14 protein-coding genes and 5 pseudogenes are annotated in these 20,770 nt (G+C 62.8%); 11 read left to right on the top strand and 8 right to left on the bottom strand.

Annotation, left to right across the window (positions count from 1 at the left end):
* Window positions 1-2: 2 nt before the first annotated feature.
* The 5 genes and pseudogenes from H9K75_RS16845 to H9K75_RS16865 all read right to left on the bottom strand — a co-directional run bounded on the left by H9K75_RS16845 (window position 3) and on the right by H9K75_RS16865 (window position 4,876).
* Window positions 3-1,927, bottom strand: a pseudogene (locus tag H9K75_RS16845) (BamA/TamA family outer membrane protein).
* 7 nt (window positions 1,928-1,934) lie between these two features.
* Window positions 1,935-3,120, bottom strand: a pseudogene (locus H9K75_RS16850) (vWA domain-containing protein).
* A gap of 31 nt (window positions 3,121-3,151) precedes the next feature.
* Window positions 3,152-3,745 (bottom strand): GNAT family N-acetyltransferase, encoded by a 594-nt coding sequence (locus tag H9K75_RS16855; RefSeq protein WP_187723490.1) that lies wholly within the window; start codon window positions 3,743-3,745, stop codon window positions 3,152-3,154.
* 22 nt (window positions 3,746-3,767) lie between these two features.
* Window positions 3,768-3,986 carry a hypothetical protein gene (locus tag H9K75_RS16860; protein ID WP_187723491.1) on the bottom strand — a complete coding sequence of 73 codons (219 nt, stop codon included), beginning with the start codon at window positions 3,984-3,986 and terminating at the stop codon, window positions 3,768-3,770.
* A 36-nt stretch (window positions 3,987-4,022) separates the two neighbouring features.
* A pseudogene (locus H9K75_RS16865) lies at window positions 4,023-4,876 on the bottom strand (AAA family ATPase).
* A gap of 126 nt (window positions 4,877-5,002) precedes the next feature.
* On the opposite strand from H9K75_RS16865, the gene H9K75_RS16870 reads away from it, so the two are divergent.
* Together H9K75_RS16870 and H9K75_RS16875 are read left to right on the top strand one after the other, a co-directional pair.
* On the top strand, window positions 5,003-5,662 hold the full coding sequence (locus H9K75_RS16870; protein ID WP_187723492.1) for a c-type cytochrome: 660 nt from the start codon (window positions 5,003-5,005) through the stop codon (window positions 5,660-5,662).
* Window positions 5,663-6,235: 573 nt separating this feature from the next.
* Window positions 6,236-7,165, top strand: a complete 930-nt coding sequence (locus H9K75_RS16875) for a universal stress protein (RefSeq protein ID WP_187723493.1) — start codon at window positions 6,236-6,238, stop codon at window positions 7,163-7,165.
* 29 nt (window positions 7,166-7,194) lie between these two features.
* Here H9K75_RS16875 and H9K75_RS16880 read toward each other — a convergent pair whose 3' ends face one another.
* The gene (locus H9K75_RS16880) at window positions 7,195-7,629 is read right to left on the bottom strand and encodes a DUF1841 family protein (RefSeq protein ID WP_187723494.1); all 435 of its coding nucleotides are present in this window, start codon (window positions 7,627-7,629) and stop codon (window positions 7,195-7,197) included.
* Between the two features lie 495 nt (window positions 7,630-8,124).
* Window positions 8,125-8,907, bottom strand: coding sequence for an IclR family transcriptional regulator domain-containing protein (locus H9K75_RS16885; RefSeq protein WP_187723495.1), 783 nt, complete (start codon window positions 8,905-8,907; stop codon window positions 8,125-8,127).
* 199 nt (window positions 8,908-9,106) lie between these two features.
* Between H9K75_RS16885 and H9K75_RS16890 the strand changes: the two genes are divergently transcribed.
* The 4 genes from H9K75_RS16890 to pcaD all read left to right on the top strand — a co-directional run bounded on the left by H9K75_RS16890 (window position 9,107) and on the right by pcaD (window position 13,357).
* Window positions 9,107-9,802, top strand: coding sequence for a 3-oxoacid CoA-transferase subunit A (locus tag H9K75_RS16890; RefSeq protein WP_187723496.1), 696 nt, complete (start codon window positions 9,107-9,109; stop codon window positions 9,800-9,802).
* A 9-nt stretch (window positions 9,803-9,811) separates the two neighbouring features.
* Window positions 9,812-10,459 carry a 3-oxoacid CoA-transferase subunit B gene (locus tag H9K75_RS16895; RefSeq protein ID WP_187723497.1) on the top strand — a complete coding sequence of 216 codons (648 nt, stop codon included), beginning with the start codon at window positions 9,812-9,814 and terminating at the stop codon, window positions 10,457-10,459.
* Between the two features lie 56 nt (window positions 10,460-10,515).
* On the top strand, window positions 10,516-11,721 hold the full coding sequence (gene pcaF, locus H9K75_RS16900; RefSeq protein ID WP_187723498.1) for a 3-oxoadipyl-CoA thiolase: 1,206 nt from the start codon (window positions 10,516-10,518) through the stop codon (window positions 11,719-11,721).
* An 823-nt stretch (window positions 11,722-12,544) separates the two neighbouring features.
* Window positions 12,545-13,357, top strand: coding sequence for a 3-oxoadipate enol-lactonase (gene pcaD / locus H9K75_RS16905; RefSeq protein WP_226858279.1), 813 nt, complete (start codon window positions 12,545-12,547; stop codon window positions 13,355-13,357).
* 4 nt (window positions 13,358-13,361) lie between these two features.
* Here the strand turns inward: pcaD and kefC are convergent, their stop codons facing one another.
* Complete coding sequence (gene kefC / locus H9K75_RS16910) at window positions 13,362-15,299, bottom strand: glutathione-regulated potassium-efflux system protein KefC (protein ID WP_187723500.1); 1,938 nt, start codon at window positions 15,297-15,299, stop codon at window positions 13,362-13,364.
* Window positions 15,300-15,509: 210 nt separating this feature from the next.
* Between kefC and H9K75_RS16915 the strand changes: the two are divergent.
* The 5 genes and pseudogenes from H9K75_RS16915 to H9K75_RS16935 all read left to right on the top strand — a co-directional run bounded on the left by H9K75_RS16915 (window position 15,510) and on the right by H9K75_RS16935 (window position 20,770).
* Window positions 15,510-16,148: pseudogene (locus H9K75_RS16915) on the top strand (LysE family transporter).
* A gap of 87 nt (window positions 16,149-16,235) precedes the next feature.
* Window positions 16,236-16,853, top strand: coding sequence for a ParA family protein (locus H9K75_RS16920; RefSeq protein WP_187723501.1), 618 nt, complete (start codon window positions 16,236-16,238; stop codon window positions 16,851-16,853).
* Between the two features lie 79 nt (window positions 16,854-16,932).
* Complete coding sequence (locus tag H9K75_RS16925) at window positions 16,933-17,871, top strand: LysR family transcriptional regulator (RefSeq protein ID WP_187723502.1); 939 nt, start codon at window positions 16,933-16,935, stop codon at window positions 17,869-17,871.
* 454 nt (window positions 17,872-18,325) lie between these two features.
* Window positions 18,326-19,021 carry a gluconate 2-dehydrogenase subunit 3 family protein gene (locus H9K75_RS16930; protein WP_404826356.1) on the top strand — a complete coding sequence of 232 codons (696 nt, stop codon included), beginning with the start codon at window positions 18,326-18,328 and terminating at the stop codon, window positions 19,019-19,021.
* A pseudogene (locus H9K75_RS16935) lies at window positions 18,985-20,770 on the top strand (GMC family oxidoreductase). The gene H9K75_RS16930 and the pseudogene H9K75_RS16935 overlap by 37 nt, the downstream one beginning before the upstream one ends.

Raw genomic sequence — 20,770 nt, forward strand, 5'->3', positions numbered from 1 at the left:
GTTCAGAACGTGAAGCCGAGGCGCAGATGCAGCCGCAGTTGTCGTTTTTGCAGACCATAGGCCAGATCGGCCTGCAGCGGGCCGACCGGACTGCGCCAGCGGATACCGGTGCCGACACCGACGCGTGCATAGAGGTTGCTGGTGTCGTCACCGACCGCGCCGGCATCGACGAAGACCGCGTGTTCGAAGTCCTGCGTGTTGCCACGGATCGAGATCGGACGCTGCCATTCGACGCTGCCAGCCGCGAGATACCTCCCGCCGATGACCTTGCCGTTGTCGGTCTTGGCGCCGATGGACTGATAGCTGTAGCCGCGAATCGAGTTGTCGCCGCCGGCCAGGAACATCAGCGTCATGGGCAGGCTGGCGTCTTTTTGGGCGGCGATGGCACCGCCCAGGCACGCAGTTGCAGACGGCTGCGGCGCTGGGTTTCTTCGTCGATCTTGCCGATCGGCATGAGCGTGAGCCAGCGCGCGGTGATCCGCGTGAACGGCGTGCGCTGCGGCGTGAACGTGGTGCCGACGCCGGCCTCCCAGCCAAAGCCGTAGCCGGATTTTGGCGACAGCACGTTGTCGAAATAGCGGCCCGTCCAGCCGTAGTTGGCGAGCAGCGACGAGCTGGCCGGTGGAGCGCCCGTGCCCTCGGTCTTGGCCCAGTCGTATTGCAGGTAATAGGTGCGGTCGATGTGCTCCTCGGACTTGGCGCGACCGGCGCGAAGCTGCGCGCTGTTCACGTCGAAGTCGCCCACGGGTTCGCGTTCGAGCTTCGCGCCCACGAAGTTGCGCCAATAGTCCTCGCCGGGCAGGGCGGTGAGCTGCGTGGAGATCAGCGGGTTCTTGCGATCCAGCTGCAACTTGCTGACCGCCCGCCAGCCGAGGCCCGGCACCTTGTTGTGGATGTGGTCGACGGACAGACGCGGTCCGGTATCGGTGCTCAGGCCGACGCCGAACACCCATTTCTGCAGCTTGGCTTCGCGCACCTTGGCGGTCACCGGTGAGGTCACATGCGAGCCCTGTTCGGCGCGCGCCTCGTCCACTTTCTGCTCGGAGGCACCCGGCGCGGTCTGCGGGGTATCGGCCAGCGTCAGAAAGACCGAGTCGAAATAGCCGCTGCTGACGAGGCGTTGCTGGGTATCGAGCATCACGCTCTGGTCATAGACCTGGCCCTCGGGCAAGCGCGCGATGCGGGCCAGCCCGACGGGGTCGTAGCGCTCGGTGCCTTCGATGACGAGCGGGCCGAACGTGTAGGCCGCACCGGGATCGTAGGTGACGCTGACCTTGGCCTCGTTCTTGTCCGCATCCACGTCGGCGAGGCTGGTGTCGATGCGCGCGGTGGGATAGCGCCGCGTCTGTAGTTCCTTGAGGCCGCCGCTCTTGGCACTGCTCCATGCGGATTGGGTGAAGCGCTCGCCTGGATCGAGCGGCCAGCCGCGGCGGATCGACTCGCGCTGCGCGAGCCCATCGGGATCGTCGGCGCTCACGCCGCTGAAGCGCACCTCGCTTTGTTGGATGGTGGTGGGCGTGCCCGGATCGACGTGCACCGTGACTTCGCGCGGCGCTTCCTCGGAATCCGGGGTCTCCTTCACCTCGACCGTGACCGTGGGGCTGAAATAACCGAGCGTTCCGATCAGGTCGCGCACGTTCGCGTCGGTTGCGCCCAGCAGCCGCGTGAGTTCGCGGCGTTGCAGGTCGGCTTGGTATTGAAAGCGCTTGAGTTCGAGGTGCTTCTCAAGCAGCTCGCGCACTTCCTTGGGCGCATCGACCTCGAGCGTGAATGCGGGCTTGCCGGATTTGACGGCGACCGACGGATCACCCTCCACGTCTTCCTTCTTCTTTGAGAACATGCTGCAGCCGCTCAGAGCGAGAGCCATGGAGATCAACAGGGCGGCGCGTGTAGCGCGCGAAACAGGCTGCTTGGCGTGTGGAACCATTGACTAATTATTTGGAGAGCAATCGCATCGCCTCTTCAAGTCCTTTCAAGGACAGTGGGTACATGCGATGGCCCATCAGTTGCTGAATGATGCTGATGCTCTGGCGGTATTCCCAGACACCTTGCGGCTCGGGTTGATCCACGCGAATTTGGGGAAGGCGTGCGTGAGGCGTTGCAGCCATTCGGCTCCGGCTTCCTCGTTGTTGTATTCGACGCTGCCGCCCGGTTGCAGGATCTCGTAAGGGCTCATCGTCGCGTCCCGACGAAGACCAGCTTGTAGTCCTTGTTGTACTTGCGGATGATGTCCCAGGTTGGAAATTTTTCGGCGAACCGGCGGCGGTTGTTCTTCCACATGAAGTCGTAGACGCAGTTGTGGAAGTAATAGAACTCGAGGTGCTTGAACTCGGTCTTCACGGCAGAGAACAACTCCTCCACGCGCTTGATGTGTTCGTCCATGGTTCCGCCCACGTCCATGAGCAGCAGCACCTTCACGTTGTTGTGGCGCTCGGGGATCATCTTGATGTCGAGGAACCCCGCATTGGCTGCCGTGCTGTGGATCGTGTCGGGCAGGTCCAGTTCGAGTTCGTTGCCCTCGCGCGCGAACTTGCGCAAACGGCGCAGCGCGACCTTGATGTTGCGTGTGCCGAGCTCCTGCTGGTCGTCGTAGTCCTTGTAGGCGCGCTGCTCCCAGACCTTGACAGCGCTCTTGTTCTTGCCCGGGCCGCCAATGCGGATGCCCTGCGGGTTGTAGCCGCCATGGCCGAACGGGCTCGTGCCGTTGGTGCCAATCCATTTGCTGCCGCCTTCGTGGCGTTCCTTCTGCTCCTCGAGACGCTTTTTCAAGGTCTCCATGAGTTCATCCCAACCCATCTTCTCGATGGCCGCGATCTGCTCGGGCGACAACTCGCGCTCCAGCGTCTTGCGCAGCCATTCGAGCGGCAATTCCTTGCGCAGATCGGCAATCATCTCCACGCCCTTGAAATAGGCGGAGAACGCACGGTCGAACTTGTCGAAGTGCTTTTCGTCCTTGACGAGAATGGTGCGCGAGAGGTGGTAGAAATCATCGAGCGCCCAGCCGTCTTCCGACTTGGGTCCGACAACGCCCGCGCCCAGCGCCTCAAGCAGTGTGAGGTATTCCTTCACCGACACGGGGAGTTTTCCCGCGCGCAGTGTGTAGAAGAAGTCAATCAGCACTTATTGGCCTCTTTTTGTTTCTGAATCGGGGTTATGCGTGACGCGCGAGCAAGTCCCGTAGTTGCGCACGCGCTTCGGGCCATTCGCCCGCCGCCATGCTGTACATGACGGTATCGCGGATGGTGCCGTCGCGGCGTAGGGCATTGCCGCGAATGACGCCATCCTTTTTCGCCCCCAGCCGCTCGATGGCGCGCTGGCTCGCGAAGTTGAAATTGTCGGTGCGCCAGCCCACGATGCGGCAATCGAGCGCCTCGAACGCATGCGTGAGCAGCAGGAGCTTGCAGGTGGTATTCACATGCGAGCGCTGCACGCGCTGGGCATACCAGGTGTAGCCGATCTCCACACGGCGCGTGGCAGGCAGGATGTCGTGATAGCTGGTGGTGCCGATCAGCTGGTGGCTGACCTCATCGATCACGGCAAACGCGAAACGATGGCCTTCGGAGCGCGCCTGAAGCGCGGCGTCGATATAGGCACGCGTGTTCTCGGGTTCGGGCACGGAAGTCACGCGGAGCTTCCAGAGTTCGCCGTCCGCGGCGGCGGCGCGCAGGCCCGCTTCATGCTCCAGCGCCAGCGGCTCCAGCCGGATTCCGCGGTCACGCAGTACAACGGGTTGGACAAACGACATGCTGGTTCTCCCCGGGAACGGTTCAGTTCTTTCGTCGACGCCAGCGGCGTGCAAGGCTCAGCCCCATGCCGCCGCCAATGCCCACCAGGGCGATCCCCAGCACGCTGCGCGTGTCATAGCCTTGCGAGAAGATGTCAAGGCCCAGCAGGTAGCCGATGCCGTAACCGATCAGCGCTCCGGAGATGAAGCCGATGGCGTCGGAGATGCCTTCGGTGGCGGCGCGTTGCAGATCATTGCGCATGGTGGTCTCGCCTTTTTTCGCGGTGGGCGAAGCAGATCAGCGATTGCGCTGGTTCATGAACACCAGCTTCTCGAACAGGCTCACATCCTGCTCGTTCTTGAGCAGCGCGCCGACGAGGGGCGGCACGCTCACCTTGTTGTCCGCGCTTTGCAGCGCCTCCATGGGAATCTCTTCGGCCACCAGCAGCTTGAGCCAGTCGATCAGTTCGCTGGTCGAGGGTTTCTTCTTCAAACCCGGCAGATTGCGGATGTCGTAGAAGGTCTTCATCGCCACGCTCAGCAGCTCGCTCTTGAGCGTCGGGAAGTGCACGTGCACGATCTGGCGCATGGTGTCCGCTTCGGGAACTTGATGTAGTGGAAGAAGCAGCGGCGCAGGAAGGCGTCGGGCAGTTCCTTTTCGTTGTTCGAGGTGATGAACACCAGCGGGCGGTGCCTGGCCTTGATGAGTTCGCGCGTCTCGTAGCAGTAGAACTCCATGCGGTCGAGTTCGCGCAGCAGGTCGTTGGGGAACTCGATGTCCGCCTTGTCGATTTCGTCGATCAGCAGGGCCACCGGCTCATCGGCCGTGAACGCCTGCCACAGCACGCCCTGAACGATGTAGTTGCGGATATCCTTGACGCGCTCGCTGCTTTCCGCATCGCCCAACTGGCTGTCGCGCAGGCGGCTCACCGCGTCATATTCATACAGGCCTTGCTGCGCCTTGGTCGTGGATTTGATGTGCCATTGCAACAAGGGCAGGCCGAGTTCGCTGGCCACTTCCTCGGCCAGCATGGTCTTGCCGGTGCCGGGTTCGCCCTTCACGAGCAAGGGGCGTTGCAGCGCCATTGCTGCGTTCACAGCGAGTTTCAAATCCTGGGTGGCGACGTAATTCTGTGAACCTTGGAATTTCATGGGCCGTATTCGAGGGAAATCGTTGATGAAGATGCTTGACAGGGGCTGGCTATAATCGACCTGCTCCTTCGTAGAGTGCCTACGCGAGACCGGGACAACTCATTCAATACAGATTGTGCGCGGAAAATGAAAAGAACGTTTACCACGATATTTGGCCTGGCTGTCGCGTGTGCGACGGGCCTGATTCAAGCCCAGGAGATCAAGGGAGATGCCAAGGCGGGCGAGGGCAAGATCGCCATGTGCATTGGTTGCCACGGCATCGTCGGCTATCAGGCCACATTCCCCGAGGTGTACCGCGTGCCGATGATCTCGGGCCAGAGCGCCAAGTACATCGTCACCGCGCTGACCGAATACAAGAAGGGTGAACGCAAGCATCCGACCATGCGCGGGATTGCGGATTCGCTGTCCGAGCAGGACATGGCCGACGTGGCGGCGTTCTATTCCACGCACACCCGGGATGCCAAGCCCGTGCCGGACGTTCCGCCCGAGCCCAATGCCCAGGTCGCGCAGTTGCTGCAAAAGGGCGCCTGCGTTTCCTGCCACGGCGCGAACTTCTCCAAGACCATCGATCCCTCGTATCCGAAGCTCGCCGGTCAGCACAAGGACTATCTGTACGCCGCGCTGCGTTCGTACAAGACGGACACCAATCCCATCGGTGGCCGCTCCAATGCCATCATGGCGGGCATGACCAAGCAGTTCACGAATGCGGAACTCAAGGCACTGGCCGGGTACATCAGCTCGCTGCCCTCCGATCTTCAGACGGTTCCGGAATCGCGCTTCCGCTGATTTCTGGGGCGTTCGTGGCACAAAGCTCGCGAATTTCGCGGGCTTTTTTTTGGGGCGCCGATGGGGAATTCCGGCAGGCTTTGGTGCGGCATCCCGCGTTGTGCAAACCGTTTTGCCTAGAATCCATGGCATGACTCTCATCAATCCGCACCTGACCGCCACGCGCCCGCAGATTTCCGCGGTTTCGCCGCATCCGGCTGCCAATTGCGTGCTGCAAGGGATGGGTGTTCTGAAACCAGAGGCACCGGCCACAGATTCCTGAGCCCGGCGGTTTCTCGATCTCCCGATTTTCTCCCGCCAGCGCGCCATCGTTGCAAGCCGCCGGGCACTCTCCGATTTTCCCATTTCGACCTGTCCAGCCGCATGGCTGCTGCGGGCGAGCGCTGTCTCGGAATAGATACAACGCAGGGAAAACGACGCCTCCCGTCAGGCTCATTTGGAGAAAATAGTTGAATTCAATGACCACGCGAAATACGTTTGTTGATTTCATGGTTGTCACAGACCTGCCGGTTTTCTGCGCTATTTATCTATCACCCATCACCAAGGCAGGCCGAATTTCGTAAGGGGGCTGCAATGCACATCCAGAACATCGCCGCATTGACCGATTTTTCCACCCAGGCCGAACAGGCGCTGGACCGGGCCGCGTTGCTGGCGGCGCAACACGAGGCCATTCTCTGGCTGGTCTATGCCACGGACGAGCAGGACCCGCGCTTTGCCAATCCGCAAGCACGGCTCGAGCAGCGTGCGCGGCAACTCGCGCGGCGACATTCCATCGACGTGGTGGCGCGTGATTTCGACGGCTACAAAGGCGTGGCGGAGCGCGCCATGGCCGCCGCTGCTGGGGCCGATCTGCTGGTGCTGGATCGGCGCGTGGAGCGTTTGTGGAACAAGCCGTGGCGCGGTGCGGCACTCGCGCACTGCCTGCGCTACAGCCCCTGTCCGGTGCTCGTGGTGCAGCAGGCATGCGCGAGCGACGAGGACGACGCCACCGTCGGCGAAAGCTATGCGCGGATGCTTGTGGCCGTGACGGGTTCACCACGCTCGCGCGAGGTGCTGCACTTTGCCGCAGGGCTTCAACAGGACACGGCGGTCGATCTCTTTCAGTCACGCGATCCCGGCATCTCGGCTCCGCAGGAAGAAAGCGAATTCGAGGTGCTCGAACAATTGCGTGACGAGTTGAAGCGCGAGACCGCGGAGGCGCGGCGTCTTCGCATCAAGGATGCCGACGACGCGCGCCGCAACCGCGTCGACAGCCAGAACGGCACGCGCGACGTGACGCGCCAGATCATGGTGCAGCAGCAGCGCTCGGGTGCCGACCTGATCGTGATCGGCGCACCGCGCAAGCACTGGGCGGACCGCTGGGCACTGAGCGCGCGCGGCGCGCGGCTCGCTTCGCTGGTGACATGCGACGTGCTGGTCTGCGGCCAATTGCCGCAGGAGCGGGATCGGCCCCTGCCGATCGGACTGGGCAGTCGCAAAGGCTGGTTGCAGTTTCGGTTCTGAAGCTCGGCCCCCTTCTGGGGATGGCCGCTTCAATCGCGCGTGGCGCGCCTTTGCACTGCGGCCACATAGGCCTCACCATCTGGCGGACGGCCCGAGCGCTGGCTCTCCCACAGCATGGTGCCGAGGCACTCCATTGCGGCATGGTGCGCGTCATGCAATGAATCAAGACGTTTGGACAGCAACTCGACCGCCTGGCGAATGCCGCGCGGCTGGTCGATGCTGCATTGCTCGCTGATCGACAGGTGCATGGAAAGATGCAGAAACGGATTGGTGCGATCCGGCGTCTGGTCGTAGTCGCGCTTCACGGCCGCTTCGGCGTCAAGCAGGTCTTCGCGGTATTCGGGGTGTTCCTCAATCCACAGTGCGGCCAGCGTTTCGATGGCTTCCATGGGCTGATGGGCTTGTTGCTTGGCATGCGCGCCGCAGAAGAATCGGCGCACGTCGGCTTGGGACGGGTTGAACATGATGGCGGCAGATTAGCACGAGAGCCGCGGGCCTCGCGCCGTGCGCGAGCTTATCCCTGTGCGCACTGGACAGGCGTGTGGATAAGTCCGTACAAGGGCTGTATGAAGCGGCCAAGTGCTTGATTTCAAAACAGATTGCATTCGGTGCTCAAATAGTGATCAACGGCGTTCGACTTGTGCCCGCGTTCGCTGGACAGTCCTGTGGATAAGCCTGAACAACACCTGTATGACCTGTCCAAGTCATTGATTTGAAAGGCATCGTGATGCATTGCTCAAAAAGCAGGCAACCCACTCGCGCGGATTGCAGAAAACCGGCGCAGGCCGAAGATGCCGCCTCGGGTTTGCGTGAAATCGCGATTTATCCCGTGTTTCGCTGAACAAGCATGTGGATAAGCCTGAACGGCGGCTGTACGGCTTTGGCAAGTCGTTGATTTCAAAAGGATGCTGATGCGCTGCTGAAATTTTGGGCACGACGGTGCCTGGCCTCGGGCGATTTCAGCGCCTGCGCGCGACCATCAGCCGGGAAATCGCCTGCGAGGTCTGGAGCAACTGCGGCAACAGCGCGTTCTTCAATTGCTCGGCGCTCGTGCGGCTCGAATGACCACTGATGTTGAGCGCCGCGATGGTGTTGCCGGAGCGGTCCCTGATCGGCGCGGCAATGGAGCTCAGTCCTTCCTCCAGCTCCTGATTGAGCAGGCACCAGCCTTGATCGCGCGCCTCGCGCAAGCGCTCGATCAGCGTGGCGTCGTCGGTGGCCGTGTATTGCGTGAACTGCCTGCGCGGCAGACGCGCGAGGCGTTCGCGCAGATCGTCCTCGGGCAGCGCGGCCAGCAGCACCCGGCCCAGCGAGGTCCAGAACGCCGGCAGCCGCGAGCCGACCGAGAGATTGGTGCTCATGATCTTGTGCGTGTGCACGCGCAGCACGTAGACGATTTCCAGATCGTCGAGCACGGCGGTGGAGCACGACTCATGCACCTTCTCTACCAACTGGTCCATGAGCGGCTCGGCCAGATCCCACATGGGCATCGAGCTGAGGTAGGCAAAGCCAAGGTCAAGAATCTTCGGCGTCAGGCGGAAATACCGCTCGTCGCTCGTCACATAGCCCAGCGTCTGCAAGGTCAGCAGAATGCGCCGCGCGCCGGCTCGCGTGAGGCCGGTCTGCGCGGCCACTTCGCTCAGCGTCTGCTCGGGCGCATCGGCATTGAAGGAGCGGATCACCTGCAATCCGCGCGCAAAGGACTGGACGTAGGTGTCACCGGGTTGGGGGGCGGTCGTCATGCGTGGAATTCTCCCGTCGGCTCTCTGTAGGACGCGGCATTGACAAGGGTTATCACCTAGTCATTGCCATTGTGAGTTTTGGCTTGCTGCGCCTAAAATTCATTATACGAACATTTGTTCTTATATCGAACAAATGCAAGACGGCATTCATCCCAGACCGGCGCGTCCGGTGTCTTCCTCATTCCCAACCCCTCACTACATGATCAACAAGATTGCGGATTCAGTGGCTTCGGCCCTTGCGGGCATCGAGGACGGTGCCACGGTATTGATTGGCGGATTCGGCACCGCCGGGATTCCCGGTGAGCTCATTGACGGCTTGATCGAGCAGGGCGCGCGCGACCTCACGGTGGTGAACAACAACGCAGGCAACGGCGACACGGGGCTTGCCGCGTTGCTCAAGGCGGGCCGCGTGCGCAAGATTCTGTGCAGTTTTCCCCGCCAGGCCGACAGCCATGTCTTCGATGCGCTGTACCGCAGCGGCAAGCTCGAACTGGAACTCGTGCCGCAGGGCAATCTCGCCGAGCGGCTGCGCGCCGCCGGGGCCGGTGTGGGCGCGTTCTTCTGCCCTACCGCTTTCGGCACCGAACTCGCCAAGGGCAAGGAAACCCGCGAAATCAATGGTCGCCAGTACGTGCTCGAATATCCGATTCATGGCGACGTGGCGCTCATCAAGGCCGAGACTGGTGACCGCTGGGGCAATCTTGTCTACCGCAAGGCCGCGCGCAACTTCGGTCCGGTGATGGCGACTGCGGCCAGGCGCACGGTCGCGTCGGTGCACGAGATCGTGGAGCTGGGGCAACTGGACCCCGAAAACGTCATCACGCCCGGCATCTTCGTGAGCCAGATCGTGAAGATCGATCGTGTGGCGACACAGGCCGGCGGCTTCAAGAAGTAAGGATTCATCGTGAGCAACTACACCCGACGAACCAAGGATGAACTGGCTCAGCGCGTGGCGCGGGACATCCACGATGGCGCCTATGTGAACCTCGGCATCGGCATGCCGACCGCCGTGGCCAACCACATCCCCGAAGGCCGCGAAATCATTCTGCAAAGCGAGAACGGCATTCTCGGCATGGGCCCGGCGCCTGCCTCCGGTGCCGAAGACTACGACCTGATCAACGCCGGCAAGCAGCCGGTGACCCTGCTTGCCGGTGGCGCATTCTTTCATCACGCGGACAGCTTTTCGATGATGCGCGGCGGCCATCTCGATATCTGCGTGCTGGGCGCGTTCCAGGTGTCCGAGACCGGCGATCTCGCGAACTGGAGCACCGGTGAACCGGGCGCGATTCCCGCCGTTGGCGGCGCGATGGATCTGGCCATCGGTGCCAAGCAGACCTGGGTGATGATGGACCTGCTCACCAAGAAGGGCGAGAGCAAGCTCGTGAAGCAGTGCACCTATCCGCTCACCGGCATCGCGTGCGTGAAACGCATTTACTCGGATCTGGCGACACTGGCCTGCACGCCCGAAGGGTTGCAGCTCATCGACATGGTCGAGGGCCTGCCGCACGCGGAGCTTGAAAAGCTCGTCGGCCTGCCGATCAAGACCGCCTGAGCGCGGCTCATTTGTCGTTCATTCACCATCACCCCATTCAACGGAGACACCGAGACATGACCCCACAAGCTTTCATCTGCGACGCCATCCGCACACCGTTCGGCCGCTACGGCGGCGCGCTTGCGGGCGTGCGTACCGACGACCTTGGCGCGCTGCCGATCAAGGCACTCATGGAACGCAATCCGGGCGTCGACTGGAAGGCGGTCACGGACGTGATCTACGGCTGCGCCAACCAGGCCGGTGAGGACAATCGCAACGTGGCGCGCATGTCGGCCCTGCTCGCGGGTCTGCCGGTCGAGGTGCCCGGCGCTACCCTCAATCGCCTGTGCGGTTCGGGCCTCGACGCCGTGGGCACCGCAGCGCGCGCCATCAAGGCGGGCGAGGCCGCGCTGATGATCGCCGGAGGCGTGGAAAGCATGAGCCGGGCACCGTTCGTCATGCCCAAGGCCGAGAGCGCCTTCAGCCGCAACAACGCGGTGTATGACACGACCATCGGTTGGCGCTTCGTGAACAAGCTCATGAAGCAGCAGTACGGCGTCGATTCGATGCCCGAAACGGCGGAGAACGTGGCTGACGATTTCAGGATCGAGCGCGACGCGCAGGATCGCATGGCACTCGCATCGCAGCAAAAGGCCGCCGCCGCGATGGCCGCTGGCTACCTCGCGAAGGAAATCGTGCCGGTGTCACTGGCACAGAAAAAAGGCGATCCGGTGATGTTCTCGCAGGACGAGCATCCCCGCGGCACGACGCTCGAAGCCCTCGCCAGGCTCAAGGGCGTGGTGCGCCCCGACGGCACGGTCACCGCAGGCAATGCCTCGGGAGTCAACGACGGTGCCTGCGCGCTGCTGCTGGCCGACGAAAAAACAGCCGGTCAATTCGGCTTGACGCCGAAGGCTCGCGTCGTCGGCATGGCCACGGCGGGCGTTGCGCCGCGCATCATGGGCTTTGGCCCGGCGCCTGCCGTGCGCAAGGTGCTGGCGCTGACCGGTCTCACGCTTGAGCAGATGGACGTGATCGAACTGAACGAAGCCTTCGCGGCCCAGGGCCTCGCGGTACTGCGCGACCTCGGCATCGCCGACGACGACAAACGCGTGAACCAGTGGGGCGGCGCCATCGCCCTGGGCCACCCGCTGGGCGCATCCGGTGCCCGTCTGGCGACAACCGCCGTGAACCAACTGCACACGCTCGGCGGACGCTACGCGCTGTGCACGATGTGCATTGGCGTGGGGCAGGGTATTGCGGTGATTCTTGAGAAGGTGTGATAGGGGATTGATGGCGACGGAAGCAAAAAATGCATGCAGCCTTTGGGTATTGCTCCCTCTCCCGCCTGCGGGAGAGGGCAGGGGTGAGGGTGATGGCGGCGGTCGATTGAATTGCCCTGCGATTTTTTGAGGCGGATGCCCCCTCACCCCAACCCTCTCCCCCGAGGGGCGAGGGGCAAGACGGGGAGACAGGTGCGGCCCGTAGCGCGCGTTGGTATTGCTCCCTCTCCCGCCTGCGGGAGAGGGCTGGGGTGAGGGTGGCGGCGGCGGTCGATTGAATTGCTGGGCGATTTTTTGAGGCGGATGCCCCCTCACCCCAGCCCTCTCCCCCGAGGGGCGAGGGGCAAGAGGGGAGACGGGTGCGGCCCGCAGCACGCGTCGGTATTGCTCCCTCTCCCGCTTGCGGGAGAGGGCTGGGGTGAGGGTGATGGCAGCGGTCGATTGAATTGCTGGGCGATTTTTTGAGGCGGATGCCCCCTCACCCCAGCCCTCTCCCCCGAGGGGCGAGGGGCAAGACGGGGAGACAGGTGCGCCCGCAGCGCGCGTCGGTATTGCTCCCTCTCCCGCTTGCGGGAGAGGGCAGGGGTGAGGGTGATGGCGGCGGTCGATTGAATTGCTGGGTGATTTTTTGAGGCGGATGCCCCCTCACCCCAGCCCTCTCCCCGAGGGGCGAGGGGCAAGAGGGGAGACAGGTGCGGCCCGCAGCACGCGTCGGTATTGCTCCCTCTCCCGCTTGCGGGAGAGGGCTGGGGTGAGGGTGACCGCGGCGGTAGATTGAATGACTCAGCGAGCCGATAGAGCAGATACGAAAAGGAAAAAACCAGTGAATCAGACCGACCAATTTATCCCCGTGCGTGATGGCAAACTCCGCGTCCGCGTGGAGGGTCCGCAGCAGGCTCCTGCGCTGGTGTTCTCCAATTCACTCGGCACCACGCTGGAAATGTGGGATGAGCAGGCGGCGAGGTTTGCCAAGGATTTTCGTGTCGTGCGCTATGACACGCGAGGCCATGGCGGCAGCACGGTTTCGCCCGGTCCGTACAGCTTTGACCTGCTGGGCGCGGACGTGGTGGCGGTGCTCGATGCGCTGAAGATCGAGCGCGCGCATTTCTGCGGCATCTCGATGGGCGGCTTCACGGGACTCTGGCTTGCGATCAACGCCGCGTCGCGCATGAACAGCATGGCCGTGTGCAACAGCGCGGCGAAGATCGGCACGCCCGAAGCCTGGAACACGCGCGCCGCGATGGTGCGCGCCAACGGGGTGGCCGCGATGCAGGAGCTGGCGGATTCATCGCCTGAGCGCTGGTTCACCAAGCCCTTCACGCAATCCGACCCGCAGGTCGTGGCCCGCGCGCAAGCGTGGATTGCGGCGGTGAATCCGCAAGGCTACGCATCGTGCTGCGACGCACTCGCGGGTGCCGATGTGCGCGACCAGCTCGCCCGCATTGCGGTGCGCACGCTCGTCATTGCGGGCAGCGCAGATCCCGTGACCACGGTGGCCGATGGCCGTTACCTGCAGCAGCACATTGCCGGTGCGACGTTCGTCGAATTGCCTGCATCGCACCTGTCGAACCTCGAGGCGCCGGAAGCCTTCGATGAAGCGCTGGCGCAGTTCCTTCGCGCCAGCGAAAAACAGTGACTGGCTAACCCGCCCCGGTATCCGCAGAAACGTCACGCGCGGCGCGTTGGGCCCGTTCCTCGGCCAGCGCGGCTTCACGCTCGTTGCGTTCCTTGGCCATCTGCTCGACCAGTTCCGCGCGGCCCTGTCTGGCGACGGCAATCATCTCGGCGCGGTCGTGATGGTGGTCGTACATCAGGTTCGCCAGCGCAATGTTGTGCTCGCGAAAGCGATTGGTGACGTACTCGGCTTCTTCGGGCGGCAGCCCTTCGAGTTCCATCACGGTGCGCCCGCTCAGCAGGCTGGACTCGAAGAGTTCACGCTCGATGTACTGCACGCCGAGGTCGCGCAACTGATTCCAGTGCGCCACATCGCGCGCCCGCGCAACGATGTTCAACTGGGGAAAGTGCTTTTTCACGATCTGCACGATCTTGTTGGACTGATCGGGTTGATCGACCGCGATCACGATGGTGCGCGCATGTTCCGCGCCTGCAATGCGCAGCAGGTTCACGCGGGTCGCGTCGCCGTAGAAAACGCGGTAGCCAAAGGTGTGGGCGATCTCGAGCATCTCGACATCATGGTCGAGCACCGTGGCCGAGATGCCCTGCGCGAGCATCATGCGCGCGACGATCTGGCCGTAGCGTCCGAACCCCGCGATGATCACAGGCGCGGATTGCGGCTCGTCGATTTCCTTCACGTCGGACGGCACGGTCTTGAGCCTGGCGTAGCGCTTGAGCAGCAGTCGATCCACGGCAACCAGCAGCAGCGGACTGAGCAGCATCGACAGCGCCACGGCACCGATCAGCATGGATGCGGTTTCGGAGGGAATGGCCTTGAAGCTCGCGCCGCTCTGGAACACGACGAACGCGAATTCGCCGCCCTGCGCCAGCAGCAGGGTGAACACCGGACGCTCCTGATAAGGCATCTTGGTGATTCTGGCGAGCGCATAGATCGCCGCCGCCTTGATCGACAGGAAGCCGGCCAGCAGCGCCAGCATCGTCCACGGCGAGCGCATGAGTACGCCGAAATCGATGCTCATGCCCACGGCGATGAAGAACAGTCCGAGCAGCAGTCCCTTGAACGGCTCGATATCGGTCTCAAGCTCACGGCGGTATTCGCTGTCGGCCAGCAGCACACCGGCAAGAAAGGCGCCGAGCGCCATCGACAGGCCGACCGTGAGCATCAGCATGGCGATGCCGACGACGAGGAACAATGACGCGGCGGTGAAGATTTCCGGCGTATTGCTCTTGGCGATCCAGCGCAGCAGCGGGCGCAGCAGCAGGCGACCACCGAGCACGATGGCGCCGACCACGCCGACAATCTTCGCGATCTCCAGCGCCACCTGGCTCGAATCATGTGTGACGCCCGCATCGCCCGTGACGGCACCTGCGCCCAGCAATGGCAGCAGTGCCAGGATCGGGATCGCAGCCACGTCCTGGAACAGGAGGATCGAGAATGCCTTCTGCCCACCATCCGTGCGCATTAGATTGCGCTCTTCGAGCGATTGCAGCGCGATGGCCGTGGACGAGAGCGCAAGGCCGAGCGCACCGACCAGCCCCACGCGCCACGGCATTCCAATCGCCCATGCGGCCAGCCAGAGCAGTCCCGCGCACAGCAGCATCTGCGCGGAGCCGAGCCCGAAGATGGGGCGGCGCATGTTCCACAGTCGGCTGGGCTGCAATTCCAGCCCGACGAGAAACAGCATCAGCACCACGCCGAATTCGGCAAAGTGAAGAATGTCCTGCACGTTGCTCACGAGGCCCAGGCCCCAGGGCCCGATGGCAATGCCTGCCGCGAGATAACCGATGATGGCACCGAGTCCGAGTGCGCGCGCGATGGGGACGGCGATCACGGCGGCTGCCAGATAGGTGAAGCCGTAGGTGAGCCAGGAGGGGCGTTGGACATGGGCCGGTACTACTGTTGTTGTCGTTGGATATGGAGCGAGGAACGAGACCGCCGGCATTCGCGCGGTAGCGCGGTCGCGCGAGGTCGTGATGATCCGCTGGATGGATTTTGATCGACGAAGGTCCTCTCGCAGTGTTGCGAGGCCGTCGGGTGCGTGGTCGAGATGTAATGATTGGTTATTCCCGGCGCGCATCCCGGGGCACGCGGCGCTGCATAGAATCTGCGGATTCATTGACAGCCTGACACCAGGCACATCAGGAGTGAGGCGATGGACTGGCACACGTGGGTCGCGTTTTTTGTGGCGTCATGGCTGATTGCCATCTCGCCGGGCTCGGGGCGGTGCTGAGCATGAGCCACGGCCTGTCGTATGGCGTTCGCAAGACCGAAGGCACGATCCTCGGACTCGAGATCGGCCTGCTGATCATCCTGGTGGTCGCGGGTGCGGGCGTCGGATCGCTGCTGATCGCCTCCGAAATGGCGTTCAATGGGTCAAGGTGCTGGGCGCTTGCTATCTGATCTATCTCGGATTCACGCAGTGGCGCTCGGGCGCGGCAGTCCTTTGGAGGCCGGGGCCGAGGTTGCTCCGATGAGCCTGCGCCGCCGCGTGCTCACCGGCATGCTGACCAATGCGACGAACCCCAAGGGCATTGTGTTCATGGTCGCAGTGCTGCCGCAGTTCATGACGGATACCCGGCCGCTGTGGTCGCAATTGCTGGTCATGGCCGTCACCCTGATTGCTGCGGACACGGTCGTGATGACGGGCTACGCCGCCAGCGCCAGCGCGTTGCGCCGCTGGATGCGCAGTGAGCGCGCCCGGCGCAACCAGAACCGCGTCTTTGGTGGCCTGTTGATGCTGGTGGGCACCGGGCTGTTCTTTGTGAAGCGCGGCGGGCAACACGCGGCCTGATTTCTGCGGCGGGACGGATAACCGCAGTTTGCCGTCCGGCCCCGCAAGCGACTACCATGGCAGCCAATTTCTGCAAAGGAGTCGGGCATGGCGGTGGTTGCGGTCACGAATCCAAAGGGCGGCGTAGGCAAGTCCACGCTGTCCACCAATATCGCGGGCTATTTTGCGCGCCAGGGCGGCACGGTCGTTCTGGGCGACGTCGATCGCCAGCAGTCTTCGCGCCTTTGGCTTGCGCAGCGCCCCGAGGCGGCGCGACCGATTGGTCGCTGGAACCTTTCCGCTGACGACATGGAGCGTCCCGCCAAGCACGTGGCGCACGCGGTGCTCGACACGCCCGCCGGCCTGCACGGCAAGCTGCTCAAGGAAGTGCTCAAGCTCGCGGACCGGATCATCGTGCCGCTGCAGCCGAGCGTGTTCGACATCTTCGCGACGCAGCAATTTCTGGCCGAACTGGCCGAGCACCGGCACGCGCAGGGTGTGCCCGTGGGCATCGTCGGCATGCGCGTCGATGGCCGCACGCTGGCATCGGAGCAACTGCACCAGTTCATTGAGGGGCTCGGCCTGCCGGTGCTGGGATATCTGCGCGACACGCAGAACTACGTGCATCTTGCCGCGCACGGGCTGAGCCTGTTCGACGTCACGCCAGGCCGCGTCACGCGGGACCTGGAGCAGTGGCAGGGCATCTGCGATTGGCTCGACGCCTGATCATCCGCTGAATCCGCGAAACCAAACAGGCACGTCCACGCGACTGTCAGGACCCGATACTCCCCGTCATTGATCGCCCATGGACAAGCTTCAAGCCATGCATGTTTTCCAGACCGTCGTGGACGAGGGCGGCTTCGCTGCCGCTGCGCGCGCGCTGGACATGTCACCCGCCGGAGTGACCCGCTATGTCTCCGATCTCGAGGCCAGCGTGGGTGCGCGCCTGCTGCAACGGACCACGCGCAAGGTCTCGCTGACCGAAGCAGGCGAGGCCTACATCGCACGTGTGCGGCACATCCTGAACGACGTCGAGGACGCGCGCGCCGTGGCCCAGGCGCATACGCTGGAGATTGCGGGCGTGCTGCGCATCGCGGCCTCGCCCTTGCTTGCCACGCATCTGCTCGCGCCGGCAATTGCCGGGTTTCGGCGCCTGCATCCGCAGGTGACTTTCGATGTGTCCGTGGAGACCGCCGGGCATGCGCATTCGGTGAACGAGTTCGACATTCGATTGCTGAGCGCGCCACCGGACTTCAACGGCAACCTGATCGCACGGCCCATCATCACGGCAATCGGAGTGCTCTGTGCCTCGCCCGAGTATCTTGCCGAGCGCGGGGTGCCGCTAACGCCCGACGACCTGAAGCAGCATGACTGTTTGCAGACCAGGCACCCCGACCGCCGCGTCGGCGTGCTGGAGCTGACCCATCCTGAAGCCGACGGGCTCACGATCGAGGTACGCGTGCAACCGGTGCTGCTGGTGAATTTTGTGGACACGGTGCTGCGCGCATTGCTGGATGGCGCGGGCATCGGAACGCAGCCCATGGAACTGGTCGCGCCGCATCTCAACAAAGGCAGGCTGGTGCGCGTGCTTGCGCCGTGGACGACCGGGCAGTTCACGCTCTATGCGGCGCTACCGAGCCGCAAGTTCCTGCCCGCCCGCACGCATGCGTTTCTCGACTATCTGACCGAATGCACGCGCGAATCCGTCCATACGGCGATGCAGCGTGCGGTCGAGTCGCCCTAGCCGGGAAGATTCAATAGGTTATATCCGGTGTTCATCTGGGTTGGATTTGAGAGACTGGAAGTCGCCAAACACCCAACCTACTCAGGACACCCAACCGGATGAACACCCATAAGCGTACCCGGCTTATCTTCGCCCGCCGACTTGAGATGGCGCTGTGGCTGGTGGATGCTATCCGTCCCAGCGCCTGGGATGCCGCAGGGTCGCGCTGTGCCTGGTCGGCATGGCGGTGATTATTACGGGCGTGTCACAACTCTCGCGCCTCGTCTTACAAGCCAACAACATCCTCACTGACCGTATCAGCAAAATCGCAAGACGGATGATCACTGTATAGACAACAGCGATTAAATCCCAACATGCAAGAGTCATTGCCCCGGGCAACCCTTCCCGCCGCACATTCTTCAAACGGTCTATCCCCCTCATCCCCGTCGCGGCGGCAGCCGCCGCTGGCGGCGCAGTGACGCTGGCGACGACCGACCATCACCATTTGCCAACCGTGCCGGGCCCGGCGGTGAACACCGCTCTGGCCGATGCTGCGCGCTACACGCCCAGTTACTTCAGCGCCGACGAATACCGCTTTTTGCAAGCGGTAGTGGCGCGCCTCATTCCGCAAGACGACCTGGGCCCCGGCGCGCTGGAGGCGGGCGTGCCCGAGTTCATCGATCGGCAGATGAACACGCCCTACGCCGCAGGGAGCAACTGGTATATGCAGGGGCCTTTTCAGCCCGATGCGCCCGCTGAAATGGGCTACCAGCTCAAGCTCAATGTGCGCGAGATTTACCGACTGGGCATTGCAGCGGCCAACCAGTGGTGCAGCAAAAATCTGGGCAAGCATTTTGCGGAGCTGGCGCCCGACGCCCAAGACCAGGCCCTGGCAGCCATGGAGCACGGAGCCGAGGGCTTTGACAGCCTGCCTTCTGCCACTTTTTTCTCGATGCTGTGGGGCAACACCAAAGAGGGATTTTTCAGTGACCCCCTGCACGGCGGCAACAAAGACCTGGTGGGCTGGAAGCTGATTAACTTTCCAGGCGCTCGCGCTGATTTCATGGACTGGATTGAACGCGACGAGGCTTACCCGCAGCCGCCCGTGTCCATTCACGGACAAAGGGCTGAGCGATGGCAAAAACACTGGCGAAAAAAGATGTGGTGGTGATCGGCTTTGGCTGGACGGGCGCCATTCTGTCCAAAGAACTGACCGAAGCGGGGCTCAATGTGCTGGCGCTGGAGCGCGGGCCCATGCGCGATACGGACCCGGACGGCGTCTATCCACAAACCATGGACGAGCTGACCTTCAATTCGCGCAAAAAACTGTTTGTCGACGTGTCCAAAGAAACCGTCACCATCCGCCATACCGATGCGGATGTGGCACTGCCCAACCGGCAATTGGGTGCCTTTCTGCCGGGCACAGGCGTGGGCGGCGCGGGCCTGCACTGGTCGGGCGTGCATTTTCGCGTCGATCCGATGGAGCTGCGCATGCGCAGCCATTACGAAGAGCGCTATGGCAAGCGGTTCATTCCTGAGGGGATGACGATTCAGGATTTTGGCGTCAGCTACGAAGAGCTGGAACCGCACTTTGACTTCGCCGAGAAAGTGTTTGGCACCTCAGGGACGGCCTTCACCGTGAAAGGCGAAAAAGTTGGCGCGGGCAGGGCGGCAATCCCTTTGCGCCTGATCGTTCTAACCCGTTTCCACTGCCGGCGCAGAAAAATTCCGTCTCGGCCATGCTGTACGGCAAAGCCGCAGAAGCCGTGGGCTACCACCCCTACAACATGCCGTCAGCCAACACCTCGGGCCCCTACACCAACCCGTATGGCGTGCAGATGGGTCCGTGCAATTTCTGCGGTTTTTGCAGCGGCTATGCCTGCTACATGTACTCCAAGGCGTCGCCCAATGTCAACATCTTGCCCGCGCTGCGGATGGACCCGCGCTTTGAATTGCGTACGCAGTGCCAGGTCACCCGCATCAACCTGTCCGCCGACGGAAAAACCGCGACTGGAGTGACCTACATCGACGCCACCGGTGGCGAGGTCGTGCAGCCGGCCGACATCGTCGCAGTCTGCAGCTTTCAGTTCAACAACGTGCGCATGCTGCTGCTGTCAGGTATTGGAAAACCGTACGACCCGGTGACCAACACCGGTGTGGTGGGCAAGAACTTCGCCTTCCAGAACATGGCCACGATCAAGGTGTTTTTTGACAAAAACCAGCACTACACCAACAACTTTATGGGTGCAGGGGCAACGGTATCGCGGTGGACGATTTCAACGCGGACAATTTTGACCATGGGCCGGCGGGCTTTGTCGGGGGCTCGCCCTTTTGGGTCAACCAATCCGGCTCCAAACCGATAGCGGGCACCACCACGCCGCCCGGCACGCCGAATTGGGGCAGTGGCTGGAAAAAAGGCGTGGCTGAAGCCTACACACACAATGTGTCGATGGATGCGCACGGCGCGCACCAAAGCTACCGCGCCAACTACTTAAGCCTGGACCCCACCTACCAAGACGCCTATGGCAATCCGCTGCTACGCATGACGTTTGACTGGCAGCCTAACGACATCAAGATGAACCGCTTTATGCAAGAAAAGATGGGCGCCATTGCCAAGGCCATGGGCGGCAAGGCCATCAGCGTCTCTGGCAAGCAGGACGGCTCGCACTTTGACACCAGAAGCTACCAAACCACGCACTTGAACGGCGGCGCCATCATGGGTGCCGATCCCCAAACCAGCGCCGTGAACCGCTACTTGCAAAGCTGGGATGTCCACAACGTCTTCGTCCTCGGCGCTTCTGCCTTTCCGCAAGGCCTGGGCTACAACCCCACCGGGCTGGTGGCGGCGCTGGCCTACTGGTCGGCGCGGGCGATTCGCGAGCAATATCTGAAGCAACCCGGCGCACTGCTGAAGGCCTGA

The organism is Diaphorobacter aerolatus, from assembly GCF_014489535.1.
GTDB classification, from domain to species: domain Bacteria; phylum Pseudomonadota; class Gammaproteobacteria; order Burkholderiales; family Burkholderiaceae_C; genus Diaphorobacter_A; species Diaphorobacter_A aerolatus.